Source organism: Streptomyces sp. SAJ15 (genome assembly GCF_007595705.1).
In the GTDB taxonomy this organism is placed as follows: domain Bacteria; phylum Actinomycetota; class Actinomycetes; order Streptomycetales; family Streptomycetaceae; genus Streptomyces.
The window spans coordinates 357,980-384,122 of record NZ_NISY01000004.1 but is presented as its reverse complement, the minus strand read 5'-3'; the positions used below and the strand labels follow the sequence as shown (position 1 = coordinate 384,122).

The 26,143-nt window shown below is 71.3% G+C and carries 19 protein-coding genes, 2 tRNA genes and 1 pseudogene; 9 read left to right on the top strand and 13 right to left on the bottom strand.

The genetic code is table 11. The annotated features are described in order from the left end of the window. Nucleotides 1-30: 30 nt before the first annotated feature. Nucleotides 31-1,077 (top strand): hypothetical protein, encoded by a 1,047-nt coding sequence (locus CD790_RS14255; RefSeq protein WP_144383574.1) that lies wholly within the window; start codon nt 31-33, stop codon nt 1,075-1,077. 78 nt (nt 1,078-1,155) lie between these two features. Next, nucleotides 1,156-2,016, top strand: a complete 861-nt coding sequence (locus tag CD790_RS14250) for a hypothetical protein (protein WP_144383573.1) — start codon at nt 1,156-1,158, stop codon at nt 2,014-2,016. Nucleotides 2,017-2,091: 75 nt separating this feature from the next. Here CD790_RS14250 and clpX read toward each other — a convergent pair whose 3' ends face one another. The 5 genes from clpX to CD790_RS14225 form a co-directional block, all read right to left on the bottom strand. Next, on the bottom strand, nt 2,092-3,375 hold the full coding sequence (gene clpX, locus CD790_RS14245) for an ATP-dependent Clp protease ATP-binding subunit ClpX (protein ID WP_144383572.1): 1,284 nt from the start codon (nt 3,373-3,375) through the stop codon (nt 2,092-2,094). A gap of 279 nt (nt 3,376-3,654) precedes the next feature. After that, nucleotides 3,655-4,308: an ATP-dependent Clp protease proteolytic subunit gene (locus CD790_RS14240; RefSeq protein ID WP_144383571.1), complete on the bottom strand. Its 654-nt coding sequence runs from the start codon at nt 4,306-4,308 to the stop codon at nt 3,655-3,657. 52 nt (nt 4,309-4,360) lie between these two features. Next, on the bottom strand, nt 4,361-4,963 hold the full coding sequence (locus CD790_RS14235) for an ATP-dependent Clp protease proteolytic subunit (RefSeq protein WP_144383783.1): 603 nt from the start codon (nt 4,961-4,963) through the stop codon (nt 4,361-4,363). A gap of 1,597 nt (nt 4,964-6,560) precedes the next feature. Next, a complete protein-coding gene (tig, locus tag CD790_RS14230; protein WP_144383570.1) occupies nt 6,561-7,955 on the bottom strand; it encodes a trigger factor in 1,395 nt (464 codons plus the stop codon). 168 nt (nt 7,956-8,123) lie between these two features. Then, a tRNA-Pro gene (locus tag CD790_RS14225) sits at nt 8,124-8,200 on the bottom strand. A gap of 154 nt (nt 8,201-8,354) precedes the next feature. On the opposite strand from CD790_RS14225, the gene CD790_RS14220 reads away from it, so the two are divergent. Then, a tRNA-Gly gene (locus CD790_RS14220) sits at nt 8,355-8,428 on the top strand. Nucleotides 8,429-8,754: 326 nt separating this feature from the next. Here CD790_RS14220 and CD790_RS14215 read toward each other — a convergent pair. Next, nucleotides 8,755-8,949, bottom strand: coding sequence for a hypothetical protein (locus CD790_RS14215; RefSeq protein WP_144383569.1), 195 nt, complete (start codon nt 8,947-8,949; stop codon nt 8,755-8,757). Nucleotides 8,950-9,445: 496 nt separating this feature from the next. Between CD790_RS14215 and CD790_RS14210 the strand changes: the two genes are divergently transcribed. Beyond that, entirely contained in the window at nt 9,446-10,591 is a 1,146-nt protein-coding gene (locus CD790_RS14210; protein WP_144383568.1) for an acyltransferase family protein, read from the top strand. Between the two features lie 41 nt (nt 10,592-10,632). On the opposite strand, the gene CD790_RS14205 is transcribed toward CD790_RS14210, so the two are convergent. The 4 genes from CD790_RS14205 to CD790_RS14190 form a co-directional block, all read right to left on the bottom strand. After that, a complete protein-coding gene (locus CD790_RS14205; protein WP_144383567.1) occupies nt 10,633-13,188 on the bottom strand; it encodes an FtsX-like permease family protein in 2,556 nt (851 codons plus the stop codon). Beyond that, nucleotides 13,185-13,997, bottom strand: coding sequence for an ABC transporter ATP-binding protein (locus CD790_RS14200; RefSeq protein ID WP_144383566.1), 813 nt, complete (start codon nt 13,995-13,997; stop codon nt 13,185-13,187). The genes CD790_RS14205 and CD790_RS14200 overlap by 4 nt, the downstream gene beginning before the upstream one ends. A 174-nt stretch (nt 13,998-14,171) precedes the next feature. Next, nucleotides 14,172-14,618, bottom strand: coding sequence for an HD domain-containing protein (locus CD790_RS14195; RefSeq protein WP_144383565.1), 447 nt, complete (start codon nt 14,616-14,618; stop codon nt 14,172-14,174). Between the two features lie 68 nt (nt 14,619-14,686). Continuing rightward, entirely contained in the window at nt 14,687-15,835 is a 1,149-nt protein-coding gene (locus tag CD790_RS14190; protein ID WP_144383564.1) for a PP2C family protein-serine/threonine phosphatase, read from the bottom strand. Nucleotides 15,836-15,988: 153 nt separating this feature from the next. Between CD790_RS14190 and CD790_RS14185 the strand changes: the two genes are divergently transcribed. Continuing rightward, on the top strand, nt 15,989-17,227 hold the full coding sequence (locus CD790_RS14185; RefSeq protein ID WP_144383563.1) for a GNAT family N-acetyltransferase: 1,239 nt from the start codon (nt 15,989-15,991) through the stop codon (nt 17,225-17,227). A 61-nt stretch (nt 17,228-17,288) separates the two neighbouring features. Here the strand turns inward: CD790_RS14185 and CD790_RS14180 are convergent, their stop codons facing one another. Both CD790_RS14180 and CD790_RS14175 read right to left on the bottom strand, forming a co-directional pair. Further along, nucleotides 17,289-18,098 carry an Fpg/Nei family DNA glycosylase gene (locus CD790_RS14180; RefSeq protein ID WP_144383562.1) on the bottom strand — a complete coding sequence of 270 codons (810 nt, stop codon included), beginning with the start codon at nt 18,096-18,098 and terminating at the stop codon, nt 17,289-17,291. 225 nt (nt 18,099-18,323) lie between these two features. Beyond that, nucleotides 18,324-18,812: a ribose-5-phosphate isomerase gene (locus CD790_RS14175; RefSeq protein ID WP_144383561.1), complete on the bottom strand. Its 489-nt coding sequence runs from the start codon at nt 18,810-18,812 to the stop codon at nt 18,324-18,326. A gap of 305 nt (nt 18,813-19,117) precedes the next feature. On the opposite strand from CD790_RS14175, the pseudogene CD790_RS14170 reads away from it, so the two are divergent. Next, nucleotides 19,118-20,545: pseudogene (locus CD790_RS14170) on the top strand (amino acid permease); the annotation flags it as partial. 609 nt (nt 20,546-21,154) lie between these two features. Here the strand turns inward: CD790_RS14170 and CD790_RS14165 are convergent. Beyond that, nucleotides 21,155-21,754: a biotin transporter BioY gene (locus CD790_RS14165; RefSeq protein WP_144383559.1), complete on the bottom strand. Its 600-nt coding sequence runs from the start codon at nt 21,752-21,754 to the stop codon at nt 21,155-21,157. A gap of 309 nt (nt 21,755-22,063) precedes the next feature. On the opposite strand from CD790_RS14165, the gene CD790_RS14160 reads away from it, so the two are divergent. From CD790_RS14160 to CD790_RS14150, 3 genes are all read left to right on the top strand, one after another. Further along, a complete protein-coding gene (locus CD790_RS14160) occupies nt 22,064-23,440 on the top strand; it encodes an amino acid permease (protein WP_144383558.1) in 1,377 nt (458 codons plus the stop codon). Nucleotides 23,441-23,612: 172 nt separating this feature from the next. Then, the gene (locus CD790_RS14155) at nt 23,613-25,061 is read left to right on the top strand and encodes an amino acid permease (RefSeq protein ID WP_144383557.1); all 1,449 of its coding nucleotides are present in this window, start codon (nt 23,613-23,615) and stop codon (nt 25,059-25,061) included. A 204-nt stretch (nt 25,062-25,265) separates the two neighbouring features. Next, nucleotides 25,266-25,907: a superoxide dismutase gene (locus CD790_RS14150; protein WP_144383556.1), complete on the top strand. Its 642-nt coding sequence runs from the start codon at nt 25,266-25,268 to the stop codon at nt 25,905-25,907. The last annotated feature ends 236 nt before the right edge of the window (nt 25,908-26,143 follow it).

The following is a 26,143-nucleotide window of genomic DNA, read 5'->3' as shown; positions in this document are numbered from 1 at the left end:
AGGCAACACGCAATCAAACGAAGGACTGACATGAGCTACAACCAGTACGGGCAGGGCCAGCCGCAGCAGCCCGGTCCCTACGGGCAGGGCCAGCCCCAGCAGCCCAACCCGTACGGCCAGGGCGGCACGGCCGGCCAGCCGGGGTACGGCTACCCTCAGCAGCCCGCGGGGCAGCCGAACCCGTACAGCCAGCCGACGCAGGCGGCGGGCTACGGCTTCCCGCAGCAGCCGCAGCCGGGCCCGTACGGCCAGCCCCAGCAGCCGGGGCCGTACGGCCAGCCGCCGCAGGTGCCGATGCCCCCGCAGGGCGGCGGCAACAAGAACAAGACGATAGGTCTGGTCGTCGGTGCCCTGGTGGTGGTCGGCGCGATCATCGGCGGCGTCATCATGTTCACCGGCGGTGACGACGACGACAAGAAGAGCAAGGGCAAGGGCAAGGGCGGCCAGAAGGTCACCGTCCCCGGCGCCAACGGTGGCGCCAACGGTGGCGCCGACGTCCCGGCCGACAACAAGAAGTACAAGCTGCAGACCCCGCCGGTGCTGGTCAGCGAGTACAAGAAGGACCCCGCCAGCGGCGCCGACGACTCCATCTTCTCGGACAGCAAGTCCGAGCTCTCCCAGCTGGGGGTCGTGACCACGGACTCCACCGGAGCCGAGTACAAGGCCGGTGAGGGCCTCTCCGCCAAGCAGATGCAGTTCAGCGGCGTCTGGGGGACCGTCAGCGACCCGAACAAGGTCGTCGACGCGATGTTCACGAAGATGGCCGAAGAGGCCAAGAAGGACCCGAACCTCGGCGGCGGCGGCACCGCGGCCCTGGACGGCAGCCCGCAGCAGATCAACGCGCCGGGCCTGGACGCGGGCGCCGTGCTCAAGTGTCAGAACGTCAAGTTCACCGGCGCCGCCGGCACCAGCGCCTCCTTCACCATCCCGTTCTGCATCTGGGGCGACAGCAGCACCATCGGCTATGTGGCGCTCAGCGACGCGGCGGCCATGACCTCAGGCAAGACCGTCACGCTGGAAGAGGCCGGCGCGACCACCGCCAAGGTGCGCACCGAGACCCGCGTCGCCCTCCCGTAGCGCCCTCCCGCCACGGCCCGCCGTCGCGTCCGCGTCGCCCAGCCCACCGGTTCTCAGCGAACCCCGAAGGGGATCCCCATGAGCTACAACCAGCCGCCGCCCCAGCCCGGTCCGTACGGGGGCGGTCAGCCCAACCCGTACGGCGGGGCGCCGCAGCAGCCCCCGGGCGGGTCCAATCCGTACGCGCAGGAGCCGGGGTACGGCTACCCGCAGCAGCAGCCGGCCGCACAGCCCGGCTACGGCTACCCCCAGCAGCCGGCCGCACAGCCGGGGTACGGCTATCCGCAGCAGCCGGGACCGGGCCAGGCGCCGCCCCCGCAGCAGCCGGGCGGCGGGAGCAACAGGACCAAGGTGATCGCGATCAGCTCGGCGGCCGTGGTGGTCGTCGCCGCGGTCGCCGTGGGGGCCTTCTTCCTGACCAAGAAGGACGAGTCCACCGACGCGATGCGGCTGGTCACGCCCAAGTCGCTGCACGAGGACGACTACGAGCTGGACAAGGACACCAAGGCGCTCAAGGACGCCGGGACCAGCGTGCAGCAGGACATGCCCGAGGGCACCACCTCGGTGTTGGCCTCCTACAAGCACGCCGACGACCCGAACTCCGGTCTGTCCTTCTCCGGCATGTACGGCGACATCGGCGACCCGGCCAAGATCCAGGACGAGATGTTCAAGAGCTTCGAGTCCGGGGGCAAGGCCGCGGTCGAGAAGAAGCGCGCGTCGTTCCAGCCGAACGGCGCGGACGGTCCGAAGCTCAGCTGCGAGGTCGTCAAGATGTACGACGAGTACTACGCGCCGGTGTGCGCCTGGGCGGAGAAGACGGACGCGGCGATGGTGCTCGACCTGGACGCGGACAACACCAATGTCGACGACGTCGACCTGGAGGAGTTCGCGAAGGTGACCGCCGGGATCTACGAGGAGACGCGCAAGCCGGCCGAGTGATCCACGGCGGCGCGGAGCGGACGCGCGGAGGGGCCGCACGGCAGCACGCCGTACGGCCCCTCTTCCGTGTGTCGGCTACGCGCTCTTCTCGTGCCGCTCCCCCGGCTCGCCGCCGCGGGTGCGCGGCACGAGCGTCGGGTTGACGTTGGAGTGGACGACGTCGGCGGTGATGACGACGCGGGCCACGTCCTTGCGGGACGGCACCTCGTACATCACCGACATCAGGACCTCTTCCATGATGGCGCGCAGTCCGCGCGCGCCGGTGCCGCGCAGGATCGCCTGGTCGGCGATGGCCTCCAGGGCGGGCCGGTCGAAGTCCAGCTCGACACCGTCGAGTTCGAAGAGCCGCTGGTACTGCTTGACGAGCGCGTTGCGCGGCTCGACGAGGATCTGCAGCAGCGCCTCACGGTCGAGGTTGTGCACCGAGGTGATGACCGGAAGTCTGCCGATGAACTCCGGGATCATCCCGAACTTCACCAGGTCCTCCGGCATGACCTCCTGGAACTGGTCGCTCGCCTCGATCTCCCGCTTGGAGCGGATGGTGGCGCCGAAGCCGATGCCCTTGGCGCCGGCCCGCGCCTCGATGATCTTCTCCAGACCGGCGAAGGCGCCACCCACGATGAACAGCACGTTCGTCGTGTCGATCTGGATGAACTCCTGGTGCGGGTGCTTGCGGCCGCCCTGCGGCGGCACCGAGGCGGTGGTGCCCTCCAGGATCTTCAGCAGGGCCTGCTGGACGCCCTCGCCGGAGACATCGCGGGTGATCGACGGGTTCTCGCTCTTCCGGGCGACCTTGTCGATCTCGTCGATGTAGATGATGCCGGTCTCGGCCTTCTTGACGTCGTAGTCCGCGGCCTGGATCAGCTTCAGGAGGATGTTCTCCACGTCCTCGCCGACATAGCCCGCCTCGGTGAGGGCGGTGGCGTCGGCGATGGCGAAGGGCACGTTCAGCATCCGGGCCAGCGTCTGGGCGAGCAGCGTCTTGCCGGAGCCGGTGGGGCCGAGCAGCAGGATGTTGGACTTGGCCAGCTCGATGCCGTCGTCGCGGTTGCCGCCGTTCTCGCCGGCCTGCACCCGCTTGTAGTGGTTGTAGACGGCGACGGACAGCGCCTTCTTCGCGGCCTCCTGGCCGACCACATAGCCCTCGAGGAACTCGTAGATCTCGCGGGGCTTGGGAAGCTCTTCCCAGCGCACCTCGGAGGTCTCCGCGAGCTCCTCCTCGATGATCTCGTTACAGAGGTCGATGCACTCGTCGCAGATGTACACACCCGGGCCTGCGATGAGCTTCTTCACCTGCTTCTGGCTCTTTCCGCAGAACGAGCACTTGAGCAGGTCGCCGCCGTCACCGATGCGTGCCACGAGGTGCTTCCCCTTCGCCTGGGATCCGCTTTGCTCCGCGGACCCGAGTGCTTGCGCTGCGCTTGCTGCTTGTTCGCCTGGAGGCAGGCCCCAGCCCCCTATGACGGTACCTTGCCGGGCCCGGTGTGCGGGCCCCCCTTGGACCGACTCGGTGTGCGGACCGTGTCCGCCGTTCCCGGTCCAAGGGGGCGACCTGGGCAAGGAGCGCGACCGTGCCGCGCTCGTACGCCACTCGTACGCGTCAGCGCCGGGTCCGGCGCCGCCTACGGGGCGTCTCCGTCAGACGCCGACGGAGGTCTTGCGGGTCGACACGATCTGGTCGACCAGGCCGTAGGCCAGCGACTCCTCAGCGGTGAGGATCTTGTCGCGCTCGATGTCCTCACGGATCTTCTCGATCGGCTGGGTGGAGTGCTTGGCCAGCATCTCCTCCAGCTGCGAGCGCATCCGCAGGATCTCGTTGGCGGCGATCTCCAGGTCGGAGACCTGTCCCCGGCCGGTCTCGCTGTACGGCTGGTGGATCAGCACGCGCGCGTTGGGCAGCGCCATCCGCTTGCCGGGGGTGCCGGCCGCGAGCAGCACGGCCGCGGCGGAGGCCGCCTGGCCCATGCAGACCGTCTGGATGTCGGGCTTCACGAACTGCATCGTGTCGTAGATCGCGGTCAGCGCGGTGAACGAGCCGCCCGGCGAGTTGATGTAGATCGAGATGTCACGGTCCGGGTCCATCGACTCCAGGCACAGCAGCTGCGCCATCACGTCGTTGGCCGAGGCGTCGTCGATCTGCACGCCGAGGAAGATCACGCGCTCCTCGAAGAGCTTGGCGTACGGGTCGTACTCGCGGATGCCCTGCGAGGTGCGCTCGACGAAGCGCGGAACGACGTAGCGCGACTCGGCCCGGGGGCCGGCGTAGCGGCTGATGCCGGAAAGGTTGTTCATGTGGGTGTCACCGTCCTCGTGATGAGCGATCAAGGGCTGGGGCGGAGGGCGCTCAGGCGCCGGTGCCGCCGCCGCCCGGCACCGCCGCGGCGGTGGTCATGACGTCGTCGATCAGGCCGTACTCCTTGGCCTCCTCGGCGGAGAACCAGCGGTCGCGGTCCGAGTCACGGGTGATCTGCTCGACCGACTGACCGGTGTGGAAGGCGGTGAGCTCGGCCATCCGCTTCTTGGTGTGCAGCAGCCGCTCCGCGTGGATCTTGATGTCCGAGGCGGAACCCGCCAGCCCGGCGGAGGGCTGGTGGATCAGGATCTCGGCGTTCGGCAGCGCGAAGCGCTTGCCGGGCGTGCCGGCGCTCAGCAGGAACTGACCCATCGACGCGGCGAGGCCCATCGCGATGGTGACCACGTCGTTCTTGATGTACTGCATGGTGTCGTAGATGGCCATGCCGGCCGAGATCGAACCACCGGGGCTGTTGATGTAGAGGTAGATGTCCTTGTCCGGGTCGGCGGCAAGGAGCAGCAGCTGCGCGGTGATCTTGTTGGCGATGTCGTCGTCGACGGGCTGACCGAGGAAGATGATCCGCTCGCCGAGCAGTCGGTTGTAGACCTGGTCGCCGAGGCCACCGAGGTTGGGCTCGCTGGCGGCGGAAGGCATCGGAATCGTCACGTGTCCACCTGCTCGTCTCTGACGGCGGCGCGCGCCGTCTCAGCATCATCTTCGGGTTCTTCCGGGCTGTGGGGACTCCCCTGCCCTCGTATCTACGGACCCTAACGCGCTGGTGACCGGCCGCCATCCCGCATCAGGAACTGTTCGCTCTGAGCGCAGGTTCACCCCCGCGAAGACCCCCGCCCCCGGCCTCCGAGCCGCCCGCACCACCGCTCTCGAACGGCACCCGGCGCCCTCGGCCCGGCCCGGGGGCCACCGCGTGTCGGGGGTGACCGTGCGCTGACGCGTCGGCGCACGGGCGCCCGTCCTCTCCGCGGGGCGGCCGACCGCCCGCGCCATGTGGATGGCGCCCCCGCCCCTCCCGGCCCGCCGCGACGGACGGGCCGGCCTCCGCGCGGGCCCGCTCAGCGCTCACCGGCGGGTGCGGCCCCGCGCGGCGCCGTGCCGGGGACGGTAAGGCCGCGCGCGGCCCTGTGCCGGCCCGTGTCGGGGCGCGGGAGGCGAGCGGCGCCAGAGCGCGACACCGGCCGGTCATGGGCGTGGAGTCGGGACGCTGGAGCGACCGCAGGGCAGGGGCGCGGGACGCCGGAATGGCCGCTCGGCACCGGCGCGAGGCGTCGGAGCGGCCGCGCATGGTCCGACTGGGCACGGGCGCAGGATGCCGAGCGGCGCTGGGCACGGGCGCGGAGCGGCGAGGCGCCCGAGCGGCCGCGCCTGGGGGCGCCGAGCCGGCGCGTGCGGGGGTGCCTGCGGGTCTCAGAGGCATCAGTGGACTCACGGGCACTGCGGGGCGCGGCGAGGCCGGCCAGGAGCCCGACACGGGCTTCGGCCGGGAGCCCGAACCCCCGCGGTCGGGAGCCGGGTCCCCGGGGCGCGGTACGCACGTTCTCGCGCGGATCTCGCGGGGCGCCGGGCGCCGGCGTCGACTGTCCCGCGCCGCGCCGCGCGGTCCGCGGCCGGCCGGCGCGGCGTCCGCGCGGGCGCCGCCACCATGGCGGTCTCGCCGTGCCACAGCCCTCCTGGCCGCAACCTCACGGCTCAGCGCAGTACGGCCAGCTGACCCCGTAGTCGCCCGCCCGGGCGACTACGGGGGCTCTCAGCGCCGGCAAAGACGGCCTGGCATGGGGCGTGGCGTATTCGCGGTCCGGGGCCGGGCTGAGCGGCCCCGCGCGGGCGCGCGTGACATCTGGGGTCCCTTCGGGGACCCACGCGGGGCGCCGCGCCCCCGGGTGACTCGCTGACACCCTTCGGCGCCTCAGGCGACCGGGCTGGCCGTGCCGGCCGGGAAAGCCGGATCGCGGCGCCGGACGCCCGGCGTCGGGTGCGACCTCGCGCCGACCGCTGCCGCGCCCGCAGGGGGGGGGGGGGGGGGGGGCGCCGCGTCCTCGAGTGACTCGCTGACGCGCTCCGGCCCCTCGGGCGCCCGGGCTGGGCCCAGGCCCGCGACCTCCCCACCCCCGGACCCGTACGGCAGAGGCCGCGTGCGTCCGCTGGAGGGGCTCGCGACACGGGAACGGGCCCGGGAGCGCAGTGCGCTTCCGGGCCCGTTCACACGAGCTGTCAGGGGCTGGAGCGCCCCCGAGGCTCAGCTCTCGGTCTTCTCCTCGGCGGCCTCGGCGGCCTCCTCGGTGGTCTCGGAGGTGGCCTCGACCGTCTCGGCGGTCTCGTCCTCGTCGTCCAGGTCCACGACCTCGCCGTTGCTGTCCTTGACCGTGGCGGCCTCGACGACGACCGCGAGGGCCTTGCCGCGGGCGACCTCGCCGACGAGCATCGGCACCTGGCCACCCTCGACGACGGCCTGGGCGAACTGGTCCGGGCTCATGCCGGAGGACTGCGCACGGCGCACGAGGTGCTCGGTGAGCTCCTCCTGGCCGACCGACAGCTTCTCCTTGTTGACGAGCTCGTCGAGGACGAACTGGGTCTTGATGCCCCGCTCGGCCTGCTCCTTGGTCTCGGCGTCGAACTCCTCGACCGTCTTGTCCTGCATCTGGAGGTACGCCTCCAGGGTCAGGCCCATCTGGCCGAGCTGGTGGTGCTCCAGGTTGTGCTTGCGGGTCTTGATCTCGTCCTCGAGCAGCTTCTCGGGCATCGGGACCTCGACCAGCTCCAGGAGGGCGTCGAGCACCTTCTCCTGGGCCTGGGTGGCCTGCTCGAACTTGCGGGCCTGCTCCAGCCGCTTGCGGCTGTCGGCCTTCAGCTCGTCGAGGGTGTCGAACTCGCTGGCCAGCTGGGCGAACTCGTCGTCCAGCTCCGGCAGCTCACGGGCCTTGACCTCGGTGACGTCGACCTTGACCTCGGCCTCCTTGCCCTTGGCGGAACCGCCCTTGAGCTCGGAGGTGAAGGTGGCGCTGCCACCGGCCTCCAGGCCGGTGACGGCGGCGTCGATGCCGTCCAGCAGCTCGCCGGAGCCGATGGTGTAGCTGACGCCCTGGGCGACGCCGTCCGCGAGGACCTCGCCGTCGACCTTGGCCTCCAGGTCGATGGTGACGACGTCACCCTCGGCGGCGGCGCGCTCGACGACGGAGGTGGTGGCGAAGCGGTCGCGCAGCTGCTCGACCGACTTCTCGATGTCCTCGTCCGAGACCTCGACGGCGTCGACGGTGACCTCGATGCCGGAGTAGTCCGGGATCTCGATGGTCGGGCGGACGTCCACCTCGGCGGTGAAGGTCAGCAGCTCGTTGTCCTTGAGCTCGGTGATGTCGACCTCGGGCTGGCCCAGCGGGTTGAGCTCACCCTCGTTGACGGCCTCGGTGTAGAACTTCGGGAGCGCGTCGTTGACGGCCTCCTCCAGCACGGCGCCACGACCGAACCGCTGGTCGATGACCCGGGCCGGGATCTTGCCCTTACGGAAGCCCGGCACGCTGACCTGCTGGTTGATCTTCTTGTACGCCGCGTCGAGGCTGGGCTTGAGCTCCTCGAAGGGCACCTCGACAGTGAGCCGAACCCGAGTCGGGTTCAGGGTCTCCACGGCGCTCTTCACGGTTCGGTCTCCTTGGGGCTGACTTCTCGGTATCTGCTGACGCTGGGCTTCAGCGGTCGCGCTTCAGCGGTCCAGCTGATCGCGCCCGGTAGCAGAGAGACACAGACGCGCAGCTTGCATAGTAACCGCACGCTGGATGAGCCCCACAATGTGATCTTGCCTGTGTGATGGTCGGGGTGGCCGGATTCGAACCGACGACCTTCCGCTCCCAAAGCGGACGCGCTACCAAGCTGCGCCACACCCCGTCGGTGCGACACGTAGGGTACATGGCCAGGAGGGGCCCTGGCTGCTGCTTTTCCGCTGGCAGGCGGGGGTGTGCGGGAAACCCACCGGACCCGCTACGATGCACACCGTGCCGTGGCCCGAGGTTCTCGACCAAGGGATGTTCACGCGGCGCACGCGGGCGTAGCTCAATGGTAGAGCCCCAGTCTTCCAAACTGGCTACGCGGGTTCGATTCCCGTCGCCCGCTCCATGGTCCGGCCCGGCCGGGGGTATCCCCCGACCGGGCCGTTCGTGTTTCCCGCCCATGACGACCGGGTCGCCGCGATCCCGCGTGTGACGACCGCCGGCGCCACCCGGCGCCGGGCACACGTCACACGCCACCCGACACCCGGCGCGCGGCCCGGAGCGACGCGCCCCCGGGGGCGCGCCCGAGCGCGGAGACGCCTCCGTTCGAGCGTCACGCCTCAAGGCGCCCCATCTCCACCCGGACGCGCCCCACCCGACCGTTCGCGATCGCGACGCCCGCCGCGGGAGCCGCACGCGTCACGCGCCGCCGAGAGGGGCCGGGGGGCGGGCTCAGGGGTTGATATCGCCGATCGTCTCCGCGACCGAGTCCAGGAAGTTCTGAATGTCCGGGGCCATGTCCGTCGAGGCGAGCAGGAAGCCGAAGAGCGCCGCGACGAGCGCCGGCCCCCACTTCACCTGGCCCTGGCGAATCATCAGCACCAGGATGATGCCCACCAGGAGCACCAATGAAAGGGAAATGGCCACAACAGATCACTCACCTCGGTCGCCACACGTCTCACCAGCCCGGGAGGCACACGACCCGCACACCCCCCGCCACCACCATCGTGCCATCAACTCGCCCCGCCTTGGAGGCCGCTGGTGAATCGTCGGACAGTCCTCGAGCCCGCCGACGACCCCCTTGAGCCACCGGCCGGCCACCCCGGAACGACGACCGGAAAGTGACCCCACACACAATTCGAGGGTATGCACGGCGGGCCGAATTCGGAGTCGATCAGTCACTCGGAGTGGGAATTCCGAATTCGATAAAGAGCCCACCAGGCGAACCACCAAAGCACCATTGATTTGGACATTTCGCCTGCGCCGGTTCCGGGGCATATGCACCGTTTAAACAGGATGAAACGGTACAGATCGGCCATCACGCCGAGATCAATTCACATAGGGCAACGGAAAATCCCCCGAGCGTCAAAGGGGAGCACTCCGCGGTTTTACGAATTGCGCGCGCGGCGCTATCGTGCCGCAGATGTTCCCCGCTCCCCCCGCCCGTGTAAGCGAGGCCCCTCCCCGCCCCGCCGAGCCCACCCCACCGGGCAAAGGTCAGCCGAAGCAGCGAGACGCGTTCTTCGACAACGCCAAGTACCTCGCCATCGTGCTGGTCGCCATGGGGCACGCCTGGGAGCCGCTGACCGACGGCAGTCGGGCCGCCGAGGCGCTGTACATGACCGTGTACGCCTTCCACATGCCCGCGTTCATCCTCATCTCCGGCTACTTCTCACGCAGTTTCGACATGCGGCCGGACCGTCTCCAGCGGCTGATCACCGGCGTGGCGGTGCCCTACGTGATCTTCGAGCTCGCCTACACGTTCTTCAAGCGCTGGGCCGACGACGACCCCACGTACGACTTCAGCCTGCTCGACCCCTGGTACCTCACCTGGTTCCTGGCCGCGCTCTTCGTCTGGCGACTGACCACGCCGATCTGGAAGCTGGTGCGCTGGCCCGTCCCGCTCGCCCTGGCGATCGCGGTGCTGGCCTCCGTCTCCCCCGACATCGGCGACGACCTCGACCTCCAGCGGGTGCTGCAGTTCCTGCCGTTCTTCGTGATCGGCCTGTGTATGAAGGCCGAGCACTTCCAGCTGATGCGACGGCGTGAGGTGCGGCTGCTGTCCCTCCCGGCGTTCGGCTGCGCCGTGCTGGTGGCCTACTGGGCGGCCCCCCGGATGAACTCCGCCTGGTTCTACCACCGCGACAGCGTGCAGGAGCTGGCCGCTCCGCCGTGGACCGGCCCGGTGATGACCCTCGCCCTCTTCGGCTGCTCCATGCTGCTGGTCGTCTGCTTCCTGTCCTGGGTGCCCCGGCGCCGGATGTGGTTCACGGTGCTCGGCGCCGGGACGCTCTACGGCTATCTGCTGCACGGCTTCCTCGCCAAGGGCTCCCGCTTCTGGGGCTGGTTCGACGAGTACGCCTGGCTGCACAAGCCGCTCGGGGAGATCGCCGTCTCTCTGATCGCCGCCGCGGTGGTCACCGTCCTGTGCACCCCACCCGTCCAGCGGATGTTCCGCTGGGCGATGGAACCCAGGATGGCGTGGGCGTTCCGGAAGACGCCGCCGAGGCCGCAGACTTCGCCGACGCCGTATACGTCGCCGACGCCGTATACGTCGTCGAGGCCGTAGACGGCCATGGACGTCCTGCCGGACGGTGGGCGGGCGGGCGGTCACCGCTTCTGCCCGCCCGTCGCGAGGGCGGTCGAACGGAGCGCCGCGCGGGCCGGTAGCGAGGTGGCGGCCAGCCCCACGGCCACCGTCGCACCTGCGAACGCCGCGTACAGCAGCGGCGGGATATAGGGGTCCTCCCCCGTGAGTCCGCGCATCATGGGCACCAGGGTGGCGAGAGCGATCGCGGTGCCCAGGGCGATGCCCGCGACGGCCACCAGCAGCGCCTCCCACCGGACCATGCCCAGGACCTGGCGCCTGGTGGACCCCACCAGACGCAGCGTGCCCAGCTCTCGGCGGCGGTCCAGGACCGTCATGACCAGGGTGTTGGCGGCGGAGACGGCGGCGAAGCCGGCGAGCACCGCCGCCATGGTGGTGTTGGCCCAGGCGTTCACCGCGCGGTCCTCGTCCTCCCCGGCCGCGTAGCCGTCAGCGTCCCCGACCTCCCCGAGCGTGGCGAGGCGGGCGGCCAGGGCGGCCCGGTCCACGCCGTGCTCCGCGCGGACGAGCACATCGCCGTCGTACGCCGCGGTCACATGCGGCGCGAGCGCCGCGCGGGCCAGCGTCACCTGAGAGAGACCCAGCCCTCGGCCGTAGGTGGCGACGATCCGGGGCGACAGCTCGGTGCCGTCCGGGAGCCGTAGATCCAGCCGGTCGCCGACCTTCACCCGGGCGGAGCGGGCGAGCAGCGAGTCGACGGCCACCGTGCCGGGGCGGCCGATCTCCTCGGATCGGCCGGTGCGCACGTCCAGGTCCTGGACGGCCGCCAGGTCGCGGCCGCCGCTCGACACCCCCTGGGCGGAGGCGCTCTCCAGCCAGCGGTCGGCGCCCGAGCCCACCGGGACCAGCACCCCGGTGCGCAGGACGCCGACGGCGGTGGCGACGCCGGGCGTCGCGGCGGCTCGCGCGGTGGTGTCGGCGGGCAGCCCCTCGGGCGCTCCGATGACGTGGTCGGCCACGATGCCCGCGCGGCGCTGCTCGGTCATCACATGGTCCTCGCTGGTGTGGAGGAACACCAGCGTGGAGGCGAAGGCCATGGCGAGCACGATCGGGGTGATCGCGGAGGCCAGGCGGCGGGCGTTCGCGCGGGAGTTGGCCGAGGCCAGCGCGGCGGGGGCGGAGCCCGCGCGGAGCGGCAGGCCCAGCAGCCAGGCGCAGCAGCGGGCGATGACCGGGCCGAGCAGGGCGACCGCCAGCATGAAGAGCATGACGACGCCGAGCGCCGCGTTGGCCGCGTCCTCGCCGGACTCGTGGGCGGCGACACCCGCCAGCGCGACGCCGCCGACCAGGGCGGCCACGCCGAGCGGGGTGCGGATCCAGCCGGGTCGGAGGCGCTCGACGGCGGCCTCTCCGAGCGCCTGTCCCGGCCTGATCCGGGCGGGCCGGCGGGCCGCGACCAGCCCGGCGAGCAACGAGGTGAGCAGGCCGGCACCGACCGCCGAGACCAGCGGTATCCAGGAGACGGCGAGCTCCACCGGTGCGGGGATCGCCCCTTTCTCCTTGAGCTGGCCGAACCACCAGTGCGCCAGCGCGATGCCGGGCAGGCAGCCGAGCGCGCCCGCCGCCGGCGCCACCAGCAGCGCCTCGGTGGCCACCGAGCGACGGATCTGCCACGGGGTGGCGCCGATGGCGCGCAGCAGCGCGAACTCTCGGCCGCGCTGGCCGATGGAGAGGGCGACCGTGCCGGCGGTGGTGAAGACGGCGACGGCGGCCGCGATGCCGCCGAAGGAGCCGCCGAGGGCGACCAGCATCTCCTTCGCCCCGGCCAGGCCGGACTCCTCGACGCCGCCGCGGTCCTCGCCGGTGTGCACCCGGGCGGCGGTCGCGGCGCGCGCGGCCGCGCCGCGCGGCTCGTCGAGGGCCTTCTTCAGCCGGTCGGCCAGCCGGTCCGGCGTGACGCCGGACGTCGGGCGGACCAGGATCGCGTCGACCCGGTCGGAGTGCCCGGATGCCTCCCGCGCCCGGTCGTCGGGGAACCAGACCGTGGGCCCGGCCTCGGCGCCGGCGCGGGCCACGCCCGCCACGCGGACCTCCCGGTCACCGTCGGGCGTGGTCAGCGTGGTCCGGTCGCCGGGGCGGACGCCCAGCGCCCGCGCGGCGGCGCCGTCCAGCACCACCTCGCCGCCGCGCGGAGCGGCACCCGCGGTCAGGGTCACCCCGGTGAGCGGGGCGGCGCCCCAGCCGTGCGCGGTCAGCGGCCCCTCGTCGCCGCGCACGGGGAAGGTCACGTCGGGCGCGGCGGCGGCCACCCCGGGGGTACGGGCCACCGTGGTCAGGAGCGCGGCGTCCAGCCGGGCCCGGTCGGGCACCGGCGCGCCGCCGTCGTAGCGGTCCTCACCCTGGCCGACGGGCAGGTGGGACCTCTGGTCGGCGGCGAGGACCACGGGGGCGTCGGCGTAGCGCCGCGGGGACGCGGAGGCGCGTATTCCGGTCTCTAGAAGGATGCCGCAGGCGGACACGACGAGCGCGGCCAGGAACAGCGCGACGAAGGTGCCCACGAAGGAGGACGGCTTGAACCGCACCGCCGCGCGGGCCAGCCCGTTGGTCGGGGACCTCATGCCCCCGCTCCGACCATGGGGCGCGTGCCGGCGGTGAGCCGGGTCATCCGGGCGGCGATCTCCGCGGCGGAACCGCGGCTGAGGCTGTCGGCGACGACGCCGTCGGCGAGGAAGAGCACCCGGTCGGCGTAGCCGGCGGCGACGGGGTCGTGGGTGACCATGACGACGGTCGCCCCGAGCCCGTCCACCGCCTGCCGCAGCAGCGTCAGCACATCGGCCGCGGTGCCGGTGTCCAGGGCGCCGGTCGGCTCGTCGGCGAAGACCACGTCGGGGCGGGTGACCAGGGCGCGGGCGATGGCGACGCGCTGCTGCTGGCCGCCGGAGAGCTGCCCGGGGCGGCGCCGCGCGTGCTCGCGCAGCCCGACGCGGTCCAGCACCTCGCGGGCGTGGTGCCGATCGGGGCGCCGCCCGGCGAGCCGCATCGGCAGCACGACGTTCTGCTCGACGGTGAGGGAGGGCAGCAGGTTGAACGCCTGGAAGACGAAGCCGAGGCGGCCGCGGCGCAGAGCGGTGAGCTTGTTCTCGCTCATGCCGGTGATCTCGGTGCCGCCCAGGATCACCGAGCCGGCGGTGGGCCGGTCCAGTCCGGCCGCGCACTGCAGGAAGGTCGACTTGCCGGAGCCGGAGGGGCCCATGACGGCCGTGAAGCTGCCGCGCGGCAGGGCGAGATCGATTCCGCGCAGCGCGTGGACGGCGCCCGTCCCACGCCCGTACTGGCGGCGCACACCGCGCAGTTCCACGGCCCAGTCCCCGGTGCTCCGGGGCGCCTCCGCCGCCCGCGCCCGCCGCCGCCTACCGCCCAGCCCCATGGCCGTCCGTCCCTCCGCCTCGCCCGTTCGTTCAGCTCCTCGAACGTACGGAGCGGACGGGGGCCGGGACCATGGCGGCTGCTGGCGGATCGGGGGTGGGGAAAACCCGAGTATGAGGCCGGGGTTGTCCCGAGGTGGGGCCTTGCGGGCCCGCGCGGGCGGCGGGTGAGCCGGTCAGTCGGCCAGTCCGAGCAGCCGGCGGACCTCGGCGTACTTGGCGGTGAGGCGGTCGCGGGTCGCCGGGTCGAGAGCGGCGAGACGGTCCGGGTCGGCGTTGTGCGCCAGATCCGCCTCCTTGATCAGCAGGGCGCCCGGGGTGGCCAGGACGCGGGCGGTGTACTCGGCGAGCGACTCGCCCGGCAGCTTCGTCACGGCGCGGATCATGTCCTTGGTCCACGGCGACAGCGCCGCGCCGGCGAGCCACTCGGCGGTGACGGCGCCGTCCTCCACGGCGTCGTGCAGCCAGGCGGCGGCGATCTGTTCGTCCGTGCCGCCGCGCTCCCGTACGCCGGCCGCCACCGCCGCCAGGTGCTCGACGTAGGGCCGGCCCGCCTTGTCCCGCTGCGCCGCGTGTGCCCGCCGCGCCAGCCGTTCGACCTCCGCCAGGCTCAGCGGGCTCATGTCGGCGTCTCTCTCGGCGTCTCTGTGGGCGTTCGTCCCGGCATCCATCCCGGCTCCTCGCAGGCCGGTCAGTGCCGGCAGATCAGCAGCAACGCGCGGTCGTCGTTGACGTCCTTGGCCACGGTCTCGATCAGGTGCCAGGCCGCTCCGTGGAAGCCGGCCGTCACATAGCGGTCGGCCTCGCCGGTGAGCCGGTCCATGCCCTCGCTGATGTCCCGCTCCGCCGTCTCCACCAGCCCGTCGGTGAAGAGCATCAGGACGTCGCCCTGGCGCAGGGTGCCCTTGACCGGGTCGAACTGGGCCCCGTCGTAGACCCCCAGCAGCGGGCCTTCCGCCGCCTTCTCCTCCCAGCGGCCGGTGCCGGCGTTCAACTGGAGGGCGGGGAGGTGGCCGGCGGACAGCAGCTCGTAGTCGCCGCTGTCGAGGTCCAGGACGAGGTGGACGGAGGTGGCGAAGCCCTCGTCCCAGTCCTGGCGCAGCAGATAGCCGTTGGCGGCCGGGAGGAAGCCGTGCGGGGGCAGCGAGCCGAGCAGTCCGCCGAAGGCGCCCGACAGCAGCAGCGCGCGGGAGGCCGCGTCCATGCCCTTGCCGGAGACATCGGTCAGCACGACCTCCAGGGTCCGCCCGCCGTTGGTGCGGGCCGCGACCACGAAGTCGCCGGAGAAGGACTGGCCGCCGGCCGGGCGCAGCGCCATCTCCCGGTGCCAGCCGCGCGGCAGTCCGGGCAACTTGCTCTGCACCCGGATGCGTTCACGCAGGTCGAACAGCATGGTGCCGCCGCGCCGCCAGGGCACGCCGACTCTGCTGCGGAACTGGGCGATCAGCAGCCCGAAGAAGCCCACCGCGGCGACGACCAGGATGGTGCCGGGCGTGACCCGGGCGGCGCCTCCCGAGCCCGGATAGGGGCCGAGGACCGCGGACTCCACGATGAGCGCCGCCGCGGCCGCGGCGTAGAGCGCCAGCAGGCTGGCCGGGCGCAGCAGCAACCCGCCGGCGACGATCGGCAGGACGAGGGCGGAGGGTGCGCACCAGTCGGGTTGGGCGATGGTGCCCAGGGCGATGGCCGGCACGGCGAGCAGCAGGGTGGCGAGCGCCAGCCAGTCGGAGCCGTCGCCGCGGAAGTAGTCGACCCCGGCTTTGCGCACGCTTGTCCGGGCCCGGTGCAGCGCCTTGCGCATCCGGGCCGTGGGGCTGTCCGCTCCGCCGCTACCAGTCATTGCTTTGGGACCCTATCGATCCGTTCGGACGCGCGTCGATTCGCGGTGTCCCGAACCACCCGCCGGGGTGGGGCGAACCGGTGGGTATCGCCGTGCCCGATCAAGGGGAAAATCGTTCGCGCGCGACAGAACCGGGCTGGTAGTCCTGCCCCCATGACCACGGAGCTACGGGCGCTGCGCGCGGAGGACTGGGACGAGTGGTACGGGGTCTTGGACGGCGCCTTCGGCGGCGCCCTGGAGTCCCCGGCGGAGCGCGCGCTGTGGCGCGAGCTCGCCGAGGTGGAGCGTTCCCTGTGCGCCTGGGACGAGGACCTGATCATCGGCTCGGCGGGCGCCTTCAGCTTCCGGGTGTCGGTCCCGGGCGGGGCGCTGGTGCCGGCGGCCGGCGTGACCATGGTCGGGGTGCGGGCGACCCACCGCCGGCGCGGTGTGCTGACCGCGATGATGCGCCGGCAGTTGGATGACGTACGCGCGCTGGGCGAACCCCTCGCGGTGCTCACCGCCTCGGAGCCCGCCATCTACGGCCGCTTCGGCTACGGCATCGCTACGCAGAGTGCGTACGCCGAGATCGACACCTCGCGGGTCCGGATCGATCTTCCGCAGGGCACCGAGGGCATACGGCTGCGGCAGAGCACTCCCGAGGCCGCGCGGTCGGCCTGCGAGGGCGTCTACGCGCAGCGGGTCGTCACCCGGCCGGGCATGCTGGTGCGACAGCCGGGTTGGGACCGGGTGCCGCTGCTGGATCCCCCGGGCAGGCGGAAGGGCGCCTCACCGCTGCGCTGCGTGCTGGCCGAGTCGGCGGGCGGCGAGGTGCTCGGCTACGCGCGGTACGCGATCAACGCGAAGTGGCTGCCGTCCGGCGCGGACGGCATGGTGGTCCTGACCGATCTGGAGGCGCTGACTCCGGCCGCGTACGCCGCCCTGTGGCGCTACCTCTTCGAACTCGATCTGACCTCGACGCTCGGGCTGAGCTCCCGCGCGGTCGACGATCCGCTCTGGCAGTTGGTGTCCGACGTTCGGCGCTGCGAGGTCGGGGTGCGGGACGGGCTGCACGTACGACTGGTGGATGTCGGCGCGGCGCTGGAGGCGCGGACGTACTCCGTGCCGGTCGACGCCGTGCTGGAGGTGGTCGACCCGTTCTGCCCGTGGAACGAGGGGCGTTGGCGGCTGGCGGGCGACGCCGAGGGCGCCTCCTGCGAGCGCGTCGACGACACCGAGCCGGCCGATCTGCGGCTGGGCGCCCGGGAGTTGGGCGCCGCCTATCTGGGCGGGGTGGCGCTCTCCGCGCTGGCCGGCGCGGGGCGGGTGCACGAGCTGCGGCCGGGGGCGCTGGCGGAGGTGTCGACGGCGTTCGGCAGCGATGTCGCGCCGTGGCTGCCGCACACCTTCTGACGGCCGCGCGGCGCCCGGGGGTCACCCCGCTCGGGGCGCCGGTCCTCGCTCTCCGGGACCGCTACCTCCGCTGGCAGCCGGGGCACCAGAAGAGGTTGCGGGCGGCGAGGTCGGCGGTGCGGACCTCGCCGCCACAGATGTGGCACGGCAGCGTGGCGCGACGGTAGACGTACACCTCGCCGCCGTGGTCGTCGACGCGCGGCGGGCGCCCCATGGCCTCCGGGGTGTGTTCGGGCCGGACGGTGTCGATCCGGTTGTTCCGCACCCCCTCGCGCATCAGGGCGACCAGATCGACCCAGATCGCGTCCCATTCCGCGCGGGTGAGATCACGCCCCGATCGGTACGGATCGATGCCGTGCCGGAACAGCACCTCCGCGCGGTAGACGTTTCCGACGCCCGCGATCACCTTCTGGTCCATGAGCAGCGCGGCGACCGAGGTGCGGCTGCGCGAGACGCGGGCCCAGGCGCCCTCGCCGTCGTCCGCCGGGCGCAGCGGGTCGGGCCCGAGCCGGTCGTGTATCGCCTGCTTCTCGGCATCGGTGATCAGCGCACAGGTGGTGGGGCCGCGCAGATCGGCGTAGGAGTCGTCGGCGACCAGTCGCAGTCGCACGGTCTCCGTGGCCGGCGGGGCGGGGGCGTCACCGAGGGCGTACTTGCCGAACAGGCCCAGGTGGACATGGACCCAGCCCTGCTCGCCGAAGCCGAGGAAGAGGTGCTTGCCATGCGCCTCGGCGGAGGTGAGCCGCTCCCCGTCCAGCAGCGCGGCACTGTCGGCGAACTTGCCCTGCGGACTGCTCACCCGCACCGGGCGCCCCGCGAAGAGGGCGCGGTGGTCCGCCGCCAGACGGTGAATGGTGTGGCCCTCGGGCACGCGGACTCCTCCGGAGGCGATTCGACACGGATGAGGGTACGCGGCCGGCACCCGGACGCCGGAAGAACGCCGGATCCGAAGGAACGCCTGTGGAGAAACGCCGCCCGAAGAAACGCCTCTGGAGAAACGCCGCCTCCGGAGAAACGCGAACGCCCGCCCCGGTCGCTTCGGCGCGTGGGGCGGGCGATGCCGGCTGGCCGGCCGGCCGGCCGGGGGCTACGGCTGCTACGGCTGCTGCGGGTGGTGGGCCGGGATCGGCGGGAGCTCACCGGTGGTCTCGTAGACGCTGAGCATCTCGATGCGGCGGGTGTGCCGCTCCTCGCCGGAGTACGGGGTGTCCAGGAAGATCTCGACGAACTTCGTCGCCTCTTCCACGGTGTGCATCCGGCCGCCGATGCTGATCACGTTGGCGTTGTTGTGCTCGCGGCCCAGGGCGGCGGTCTGCTCGCTCCAGGCCAGCGCGGCGCGCACGCCCTTGACCTTGTTGGCGGCGATCTGCTCGCCGTTGCCGGAACCGCCGATCACGATGCCGAGGCTGTCCGGGTCGGCGGCGGTCCGCTCCGCCGCACGCAGGCAGAACGGCGGGTAGTCGTCCTGGGCGTCGTAGATGTGCGGGCCGCAGTCGACGGGCTCGTGGCCGTGGGCCGTCAGCCACTCGACGAGGTGGTTCTTGAGTTCAAGTCCGGCATGATCAGAGCCGAGGTACACGCGCATGGCATGCAGTGTGACATGGGCGGCATTCGCCGGCGGCCATGGGTGGGCGACCATCCCCACAAGCACCCCGAACGGGGTCATTCGCCCCGGGGGCACGCGCCGCATGGCGCGCACGGCGCGCCGAAAGGCGTTGCAAACGCAGTGCAAACACGAGGCAATCTCGGCGAGTTCCCTGCTTGATCTTGGGGAAAGCCGGAGAAAGCTCATGGAAACCTCAAGTAACGATCTGGATTCAAAGGTTCATCTATCGCTTCCCCTGAGATTCACTGGCGTGGCTCGAAACCCCAGTGCAAAGGATCGCGCACATGAGCGCACAGCCCGCGACCCCCCCGGTGGGTACGCCCTCCGGCGACCCCGGTCAGGCGAACTCGTCCGACGGCCTCAAGGCCGGCCTCAAGAACCGCCATCTCTCCATGATCGCGATCGGCGGTGTGATCGGCGCCGGCCTGTTCGTCGGATCCAGCGGCGGCATCGCCAAGGCCGGCCCCGGCATTCTGCTGTCGTACGCCCTCGTCGGCATGTTGGTCGTCTTCGTGATGCGCATGCTCGGTGAGATGTCGGCGGCGAACCCGACCTCCGGCTCCTTCTCCGCCTACGCCGACCGCGCGCTCGGCCGCTGGGCCGGCTTCACCATCGGCTGGCTCTACTGGTTCTTCTGGGTGGTCGTGCTCGCCGTGGAGGCCACGGCCGGCGCCGCGATCCTGGAGGGCTGGATCCCGGACGTCCCGCAGTGGGCCTGGGCGCTGATCGTCATGGTGGTGCTCACCGCCACCAACCTGGCCTCGGTCTCCTCCTACGGTGAGTTCGAGTTCTGGTTCGCCGGCATCAAGGTCGTCGCCATCGGCGCCTTCGTGGTCATCGGCCTGCTCGCCGTCTTCGGCGTCCTCCCCGGTTCGGACAACGAGGGTGCCGGCTTCGCGCACCTCACCGACGCCGGCGGCTTCCTGCCCAACGGCTGGGGCGCCATCCTCACCGGTGTGCTGATGGTCGTCTTCTCCTTCATGGGCTCCGAGATCGTCACCCTGGCGGCCGGCGAGTCGGAGGACCCGCAGCGCGCGGTCACCAAGGCCACCAACAGCGTCATCTGGCGTATCGCGGTCTTCTACCTGGGCTCGATCCTCGTCGTCGTGACCCTGCTGAAGTGGAACGACCCGTCGATCGTCAAGGACGGCAGCTACGTCGCCGCGCTGAACTCGATCGGCATCCCGCACGCCGGCCAGGTCATGAACGTCATCGTGCTGACCGCCGTGCTCTCCTGCCTGAACTCCGGTCTGTACACCGCCTCCCGCATGGCCTTCTCGCTCGGCCAGCGCGGCGACGCCCCGAAGGCGTTCGCCAAGGTCAACGAGCGCGGCGTCCCGCAGCCCGCCATCCTCGGCTCGGTCGTCTTCGGCTTCCTCGCCGTCTGGTTCAACTACCAGTGGCCGGACACCGTCTTCCAGTTCCTGCTGAACTCCTCCGGCGCGGTCGCGCTCTTCGTCTGGCTGGTCATCTGCTTCACCCAGCTGCGGATGCGCAAGATCATCGAGCGCGAGAACCCGGAGAAGCTGGTCGTCCGGATGTGGCTGTACCCGTACCTCACCTGGGCCACCATCGCGATGATCACCTTCGTGATCGGCTACATGTTCTTCGACGACGCCAACCGCGAGGTCGTGAGCCTGTCGGTGCTGGTGGCCGTGCTGGTCCTGGCCATCGCCCTGGTCCGCGACAAGCTCGGCCTCGGTGCCGCCGCCCAGCAGCCGAAGGACGGGGCGTCGGCCGCGCGGAGCGAGTCCGAGGACGCTCTGACCGGCTCGTAGCCGAGCCACCCCCGAGCGCCCTCTGTGGTCGCTCGATCCGCCGCCACTGGGTCCGCGGTTCGAGCGGCACAGGAAGCGACCTCGACCCGTACACCCCCTTCTTCTGGGGGTGTACGGGTCGTCTGCGTTTCGGGGCGCGAGGCGTGAGCGAGTGTGAGCGAGGGGAGGCGCTCACCCGAGCCGGGAGGCGCGGTGCGGCCTACACCGACCCGAGAGGCGCCGGTGCGGCTCCCACGGATGGGGAGGCGCCGGTATGGCGCTCACCGAGCCGGAAGGCGTCGGTGCGGCGCTCACCGAGCCGAGAGGCGCCGGTGCGGCACCCACTGGCCGGGAGACGCCGGTACGGCGCCCACGGACCCGGGAGACGCCGGTGCGGCGCCCACGGACCCGGGAGACGCCGGTGCGGCGCCCACGGGCCCGGGAGGCGCGGTGCGGGCTCAGAGGGCGCCGGCGGCGGCCAACGAGGCCCACCGAAGGAAAAAGCCGGGGCCGGCGCACCTCGTGTGCGCCGGCCCCGGCTCGTATGTGGGGCGCCGGTCAGGCTCAGCCCTTGCGGCCCAGCAGCTTCCAGGCGGCGGGCAGGGCGCCCATGGCGAGCGCCGCCTTGAGCGCGTCGCCGATCAGGAACGGGGTGAGGCCGGCGGCCACCGCCTCGTTCATCGACATGCCCGTGGCGAGCGCCAGGTACGGCACGCCGATCGCGTAGATGATCGCGGAGCCGATCGCCATGGTGCCCGCCGTGCGCAGCACCCCGCGGTCGCCGCCGCGTCGCGCCAGAGCGCCGACCACGGTCGCCGCGAGCAGCATGCCCAGCACATAGCCGAAGGACGGCATCGCGGCGCCGGAGGTGGCCTGGGCGAACCACGGCATGCCCGCCATGCCGACCAGGGTGTAGACCGCGAGCGAGAGGAAGCCGCGGCGGGCGCCGAGGGAGGTGCCCACCAGCAGCGCCGCGAAGGTCTGCCCCGTGACCGGGACCGGGGAGCCGGGGACCGGCACCGAGAGCTGCGCGGCCAGGCCGGTCAGCGCGGCACCGCCGAGGATCAGGGCCGCGTCACGGGCGTGGGCCCGACCGCTGGTGGCGGCGGGCAGCAGATCGGCGAGGACCGCTCCGGAACGGGGGGCGGCGGCAGCAGTGCTCATCAGGACTCCGCTTGGTCGAAAGGCTCGGAACAGCTGGTGGTGACGCGGACGGCAAAGAAGGACCGGGCATGCGAAAACACGGTCGAACAAGGTGACGTTAGCCCAGTGATCAATGGCCCATCACCATGATTTGGCCACAAAGGCGCGGGAGCGGCCTTGGTGGAGTTCACACAAAGTCAGACGTTCATGCGTTCTCCCGCACATGGGTGACGTGATGCTCGTCACGTGAGGTCCGGGGCGCACTCCCGGTCTTTTGCAGGGAGTCGCGGTTGTACGCGAGACTGTGGAGTCTCCCCAAACCCGAAAGATATGAGCACGATGTCCGAGCCCCTGCCCCAAGAACCCCTCACGCACGGGCTCAAGCAGCGCCATCTGACGATGCTCGGCCTCGGCGGAGTGATCGGGGCGGGGCTGTTCGTCGGCTCCGGTGCCGGAATCGCCGTCGCGGGACCCGGCATCGTGGTGTCGTATCTGCTCGCCGGCGCGCTCGCGATGCTGGTGATGCGCATGCTGGGCGAGATGTCGTCGGCGATGCCGGCCTCCGGCGCGTTCTCGGTGCACGCGGAGCGGGCGCTGGGCCGCTGGGCGGGTTTCTCGGTGGGCTGGCTCTACTGGTTCATGCTGGTGGTCGTGTTGGCGGTGGAGGCGACGGGGGCGGCGCGGATCGCCAACGGCTGGGCCCCGTCGGTGCCGCAGTGGGCGTGGGTGCTGGTCTTCATGGTGGTCTTCACGCTCGCGAACCTGGCGGCCGTGAAGAACTTCGGCGAGTTCGAGTTCTGGTTCGCGGCGCTCAAGGTCGGCGCGATCGTGCTCTTCCTCGGCCTCGGCCTGCTCGCGATCTTCGGGGTGCTGCCCGACACGGATCCGGTGGGGCTGACCAACCTCACCGGACAGGGCGGTTTCCTGCCCAACGGCTGGAGCGGCGTGGTCTCCGGCGTCCTGGCCGTCGTCTTCGCCTTCGGCGGCCTGGAGGTCGTCACGATCGCGGCGGCCGAGTCGGAGGACCCCGCGCGGGCCGTCGGCCGCGCCGTGCGCAGCGCCGTGTGGCGCATCCTCTTCTTCTACGTCGGCTCGATCCTGGTCATCGTCACCGTGCTGCCCTGGACGGCCATGACGCCGGGGACGAGCCCGTACGTGGCCGTGCTGGACCACATCGGGGTGCCGGCCGCCGGGCAGATCATGAACGTGGTCGTGTTCGTGGCGCTGCTGTCCGCGCTCAACGCCAATCTGTATGGCTCATCTCGGATGGTCTTCTCGTTGGCGGAGCGGGGCGAGGCGCCGCGGTCGCTGCTGGCGATCTCCCGGGGCGGGGTGCCGCGGCGGGCGGTACTGGCCTCGGTCGCCTTCGGTTTCGCCTCGGTCCTGCTCAATCTCAAGTGGCCGGATTCGATCTTCCAGTATTTGCTGAACGCCGTCGGCGCGGTACTGCTCTTCGTCTGGGGCCTGATCGCCGTGTCGCAACTGCGGCTGCGGCGCCGCATCGAGCGTGAGGCGCCGGGCGACCTGATTCTGCGCATGTGGTGTTTCCCCTGGCTGACATGGGTGTCCCTGGTCGGCATGGCGGGCGTGCTGGTTCTCATGGCCACCGACGAGCAGGCGCGTCCGCAGTTGCTGTGGTCGGCCGGGGCGACCGCCGCGGTGCTGGCGGTGGCCGGGCTGCGGGAGCTGCGCTCCCGGAACAAATGACCATCATTCGTTCTACTTCGATCACAACCTGACGAATGTTCGGTCGCTTAGCGTCACGTCGGTGTCCGATATTCAGACAACACTGACGCAGGTGTTGTCCTGAGCGGACACGCACCCCACACTGAGGGCCCTCCGTACCTCTCCGCTCTCACGTACTGGACACATCATCGACATGAATCGGACACCTGCGTCCTCCGCGCCAGAGCGCGACGTCGAGGCGACCGACAAGACCGGCATGCCCGGGGATTCCGGCGCCTCGCTCTCCCACAGCCTCAAGCAGCGCCATCTGTCGATGATCGCCCTCGGCGGCGTGATCGGCGCCGGGCTCTTCGTCAGCTCCGGCCTCGGCATCGCGGCGGCCGGCCCCTCCATCGTCCTGGCGTACGCGCTGTCCGGCCTCCTGGTGATGCTGGTGATGCGGATGCTGGGCGAGATGTCCGCGGCCAACCCGGCCTCCGGCTCCTTCTCCGTCTACGCGGAGCGGGCGCTGGGTCCCTGGGCCGGCTTCACCGCCGGCTGGATGTACTGGACGCTGCTGACCTTCGCGGTGGGCGTCGAGGGTCTCGGCGCGGCCGGCATCATGACGGGCTGGTTCCCCGAGACCGAGTCCTGGATGTGGGTCCTGATCTTCATGATCGTCTTCCTGGGCTCCAACCTCGCCTCGGTGAAGAACTTCGGCGAGTTCGAGTTCTGGTTCGCCGCCCTGAAGGTGGGCGCCATCGGACTCTTCCTGGTGCTGGGCCTGCTCGCGATCTTCGGCGTGCTGCCGGGCACCGACGCCCCGGGCACCGACAACCTCACCGGCCACGGCGGCTTCATGCCCAACGGCGTCGACGGCCTGGTCGTCGGCCTGGTCGCCTCCGTGATCGCGTACGGCGGTCTGGAGACGGTCACCATCGCCGCCGCCGAGTCCGAGAACCCGGTCAAGGGCGTCGCGAACGCCGTGCGCACCGCGATGTGGCGGATCGCGCTCTTCTACATCGGCTCGATGCTCGTCATCGTCATGCTGATCCCGTGGAACGACCCGAAGGTCGTCGGCGACGGCCCCTACGTCTCGGTCCTGAACCACCTGGACATCCCCGCGGCCGGCGAGATCATGAACGTCGTGGTGCTCGTCGCCCTGCTGTCCGCGATGAACGCCAACATCTACGGCTCCTCCCGGATGGCCTACTCGCTGGTCGCCCGCGGCCAGGGCCCGGCCTTCCTGGGCAAGGTCAGCGGCGGCGTGCCCCGGCTCGCGGTGGCCGCGTCCTGCCTCTTCGGCTTCATCACCGTGCTGCTGAACTACTGGTCGCCGGACAAGGTCTTCGTCTGGGTGGCGAACATGATCGGCGCCGTCGTGCTGGTGGTCTGGGGCTTCATCGCCGTCTCCCAGCTCCAGATGCGCCGCCGGCTGGAGCGCGAGTCGCCGGAGAAGCTCGTGGTCCGCATGTGGGCCTTCCCGTACCTGACCTGGGTGGCGCTCGCCGGCGTGCTGGCCTTCCTGGCCCTGATGGCCCGCCAGGAGGGCACCCGCGAGCAGCTCTACTACACCGGCGGACTGACCGTGGTGCTGGCCGTTCTCGGCATCATCCGGCAGAAGGCGGCCGAGCGGAAGCAGGCGGCCGAGCTGACCCGATGACGGGCGGCGGCTGAACACACGGCCACTCCTTCGCCACGGCCGCTCCGCGCGGCGACCGGCTCCCGAGGCGGGGCGGGTCCTCAGACCGAGGACCCGCCCCGCCTCCGTCTTTGGTCGGAGTCCGCCCCTGATCGCTGTCGCTCGGCATCTCTGCTGGTAGCGTGCACTTGCAAGTGAGTTGCAATAAGCGTCGGAGGGCTCGGCATGGCCATCTACACACTTCCTGAACTTCCGTATGACTACTCGGCGCTGGCTCCGGTCATCAGCGCCGAGATCATCGAGCTGCACCACGACAAGCACCACGCCGCCTATGTGAAGGGCGCGAACGACACCCTGGAGCAGCTCGCGGAGGCCCGCGACAAGGACCAGTGGGGGGCCGTCAACGGTCTTCAGAAGAACCTGGCCTTCCACCTGTCGGGCCACATCCTGCACAGCATCTACTGGCAGAACATGACCGGCGACGGCGGCGGCGAGCCGCTGGAGAAGGACGGCGTGGGCGAACTCGCCGACGCGATCGCGGAGAGCTTCGGCTCCTTCGCCAAGTTCAAGGCGCAGCTCTCCAAGGCCTCCGCCACCACGCAGGGCTCGGGCTGGGGCGTGCTCGCCTACGAGCCGGTCACCGGCCGCCTCATCGTGGAGCAGGTCTACGACCACCAGGGCAACGTCGGCCAGGGCTCGGTGCCGATCCTGGTCTTCGACGCCTGGGAGCACGCCTTCTACCTCCAGTACAAGAACCAGAAGGTGGACTTCATCGAGGCCATGTGGCAGGTCGTCAACTGGCAGGACGTGGCGAAGCGGTACGCGGCCGCCAAGGAGAGCGCCAACAACCTCCTGCTCGCCCCGTAAGGGCCGGCTCTCCCGGTAGGGACCCGCTCATTCCGGTCGGGACCCGCACGTCCGGCGAGGACCTGCCCGACACGGTCGTCCTGCTCGTGATCGTCTTCTCACCCTTCACGTGGCAGGCGCGAAAAGGCCCCGCGCGGTGGCTCGCGCGGGGCCTTTCACTTCACTCTTCGCTCTTCGCTCCGCGGCGGGCGTCGGTCGCCGACGCCCGCCGGTGCCGGTGCCGGTTCCGGTACGGC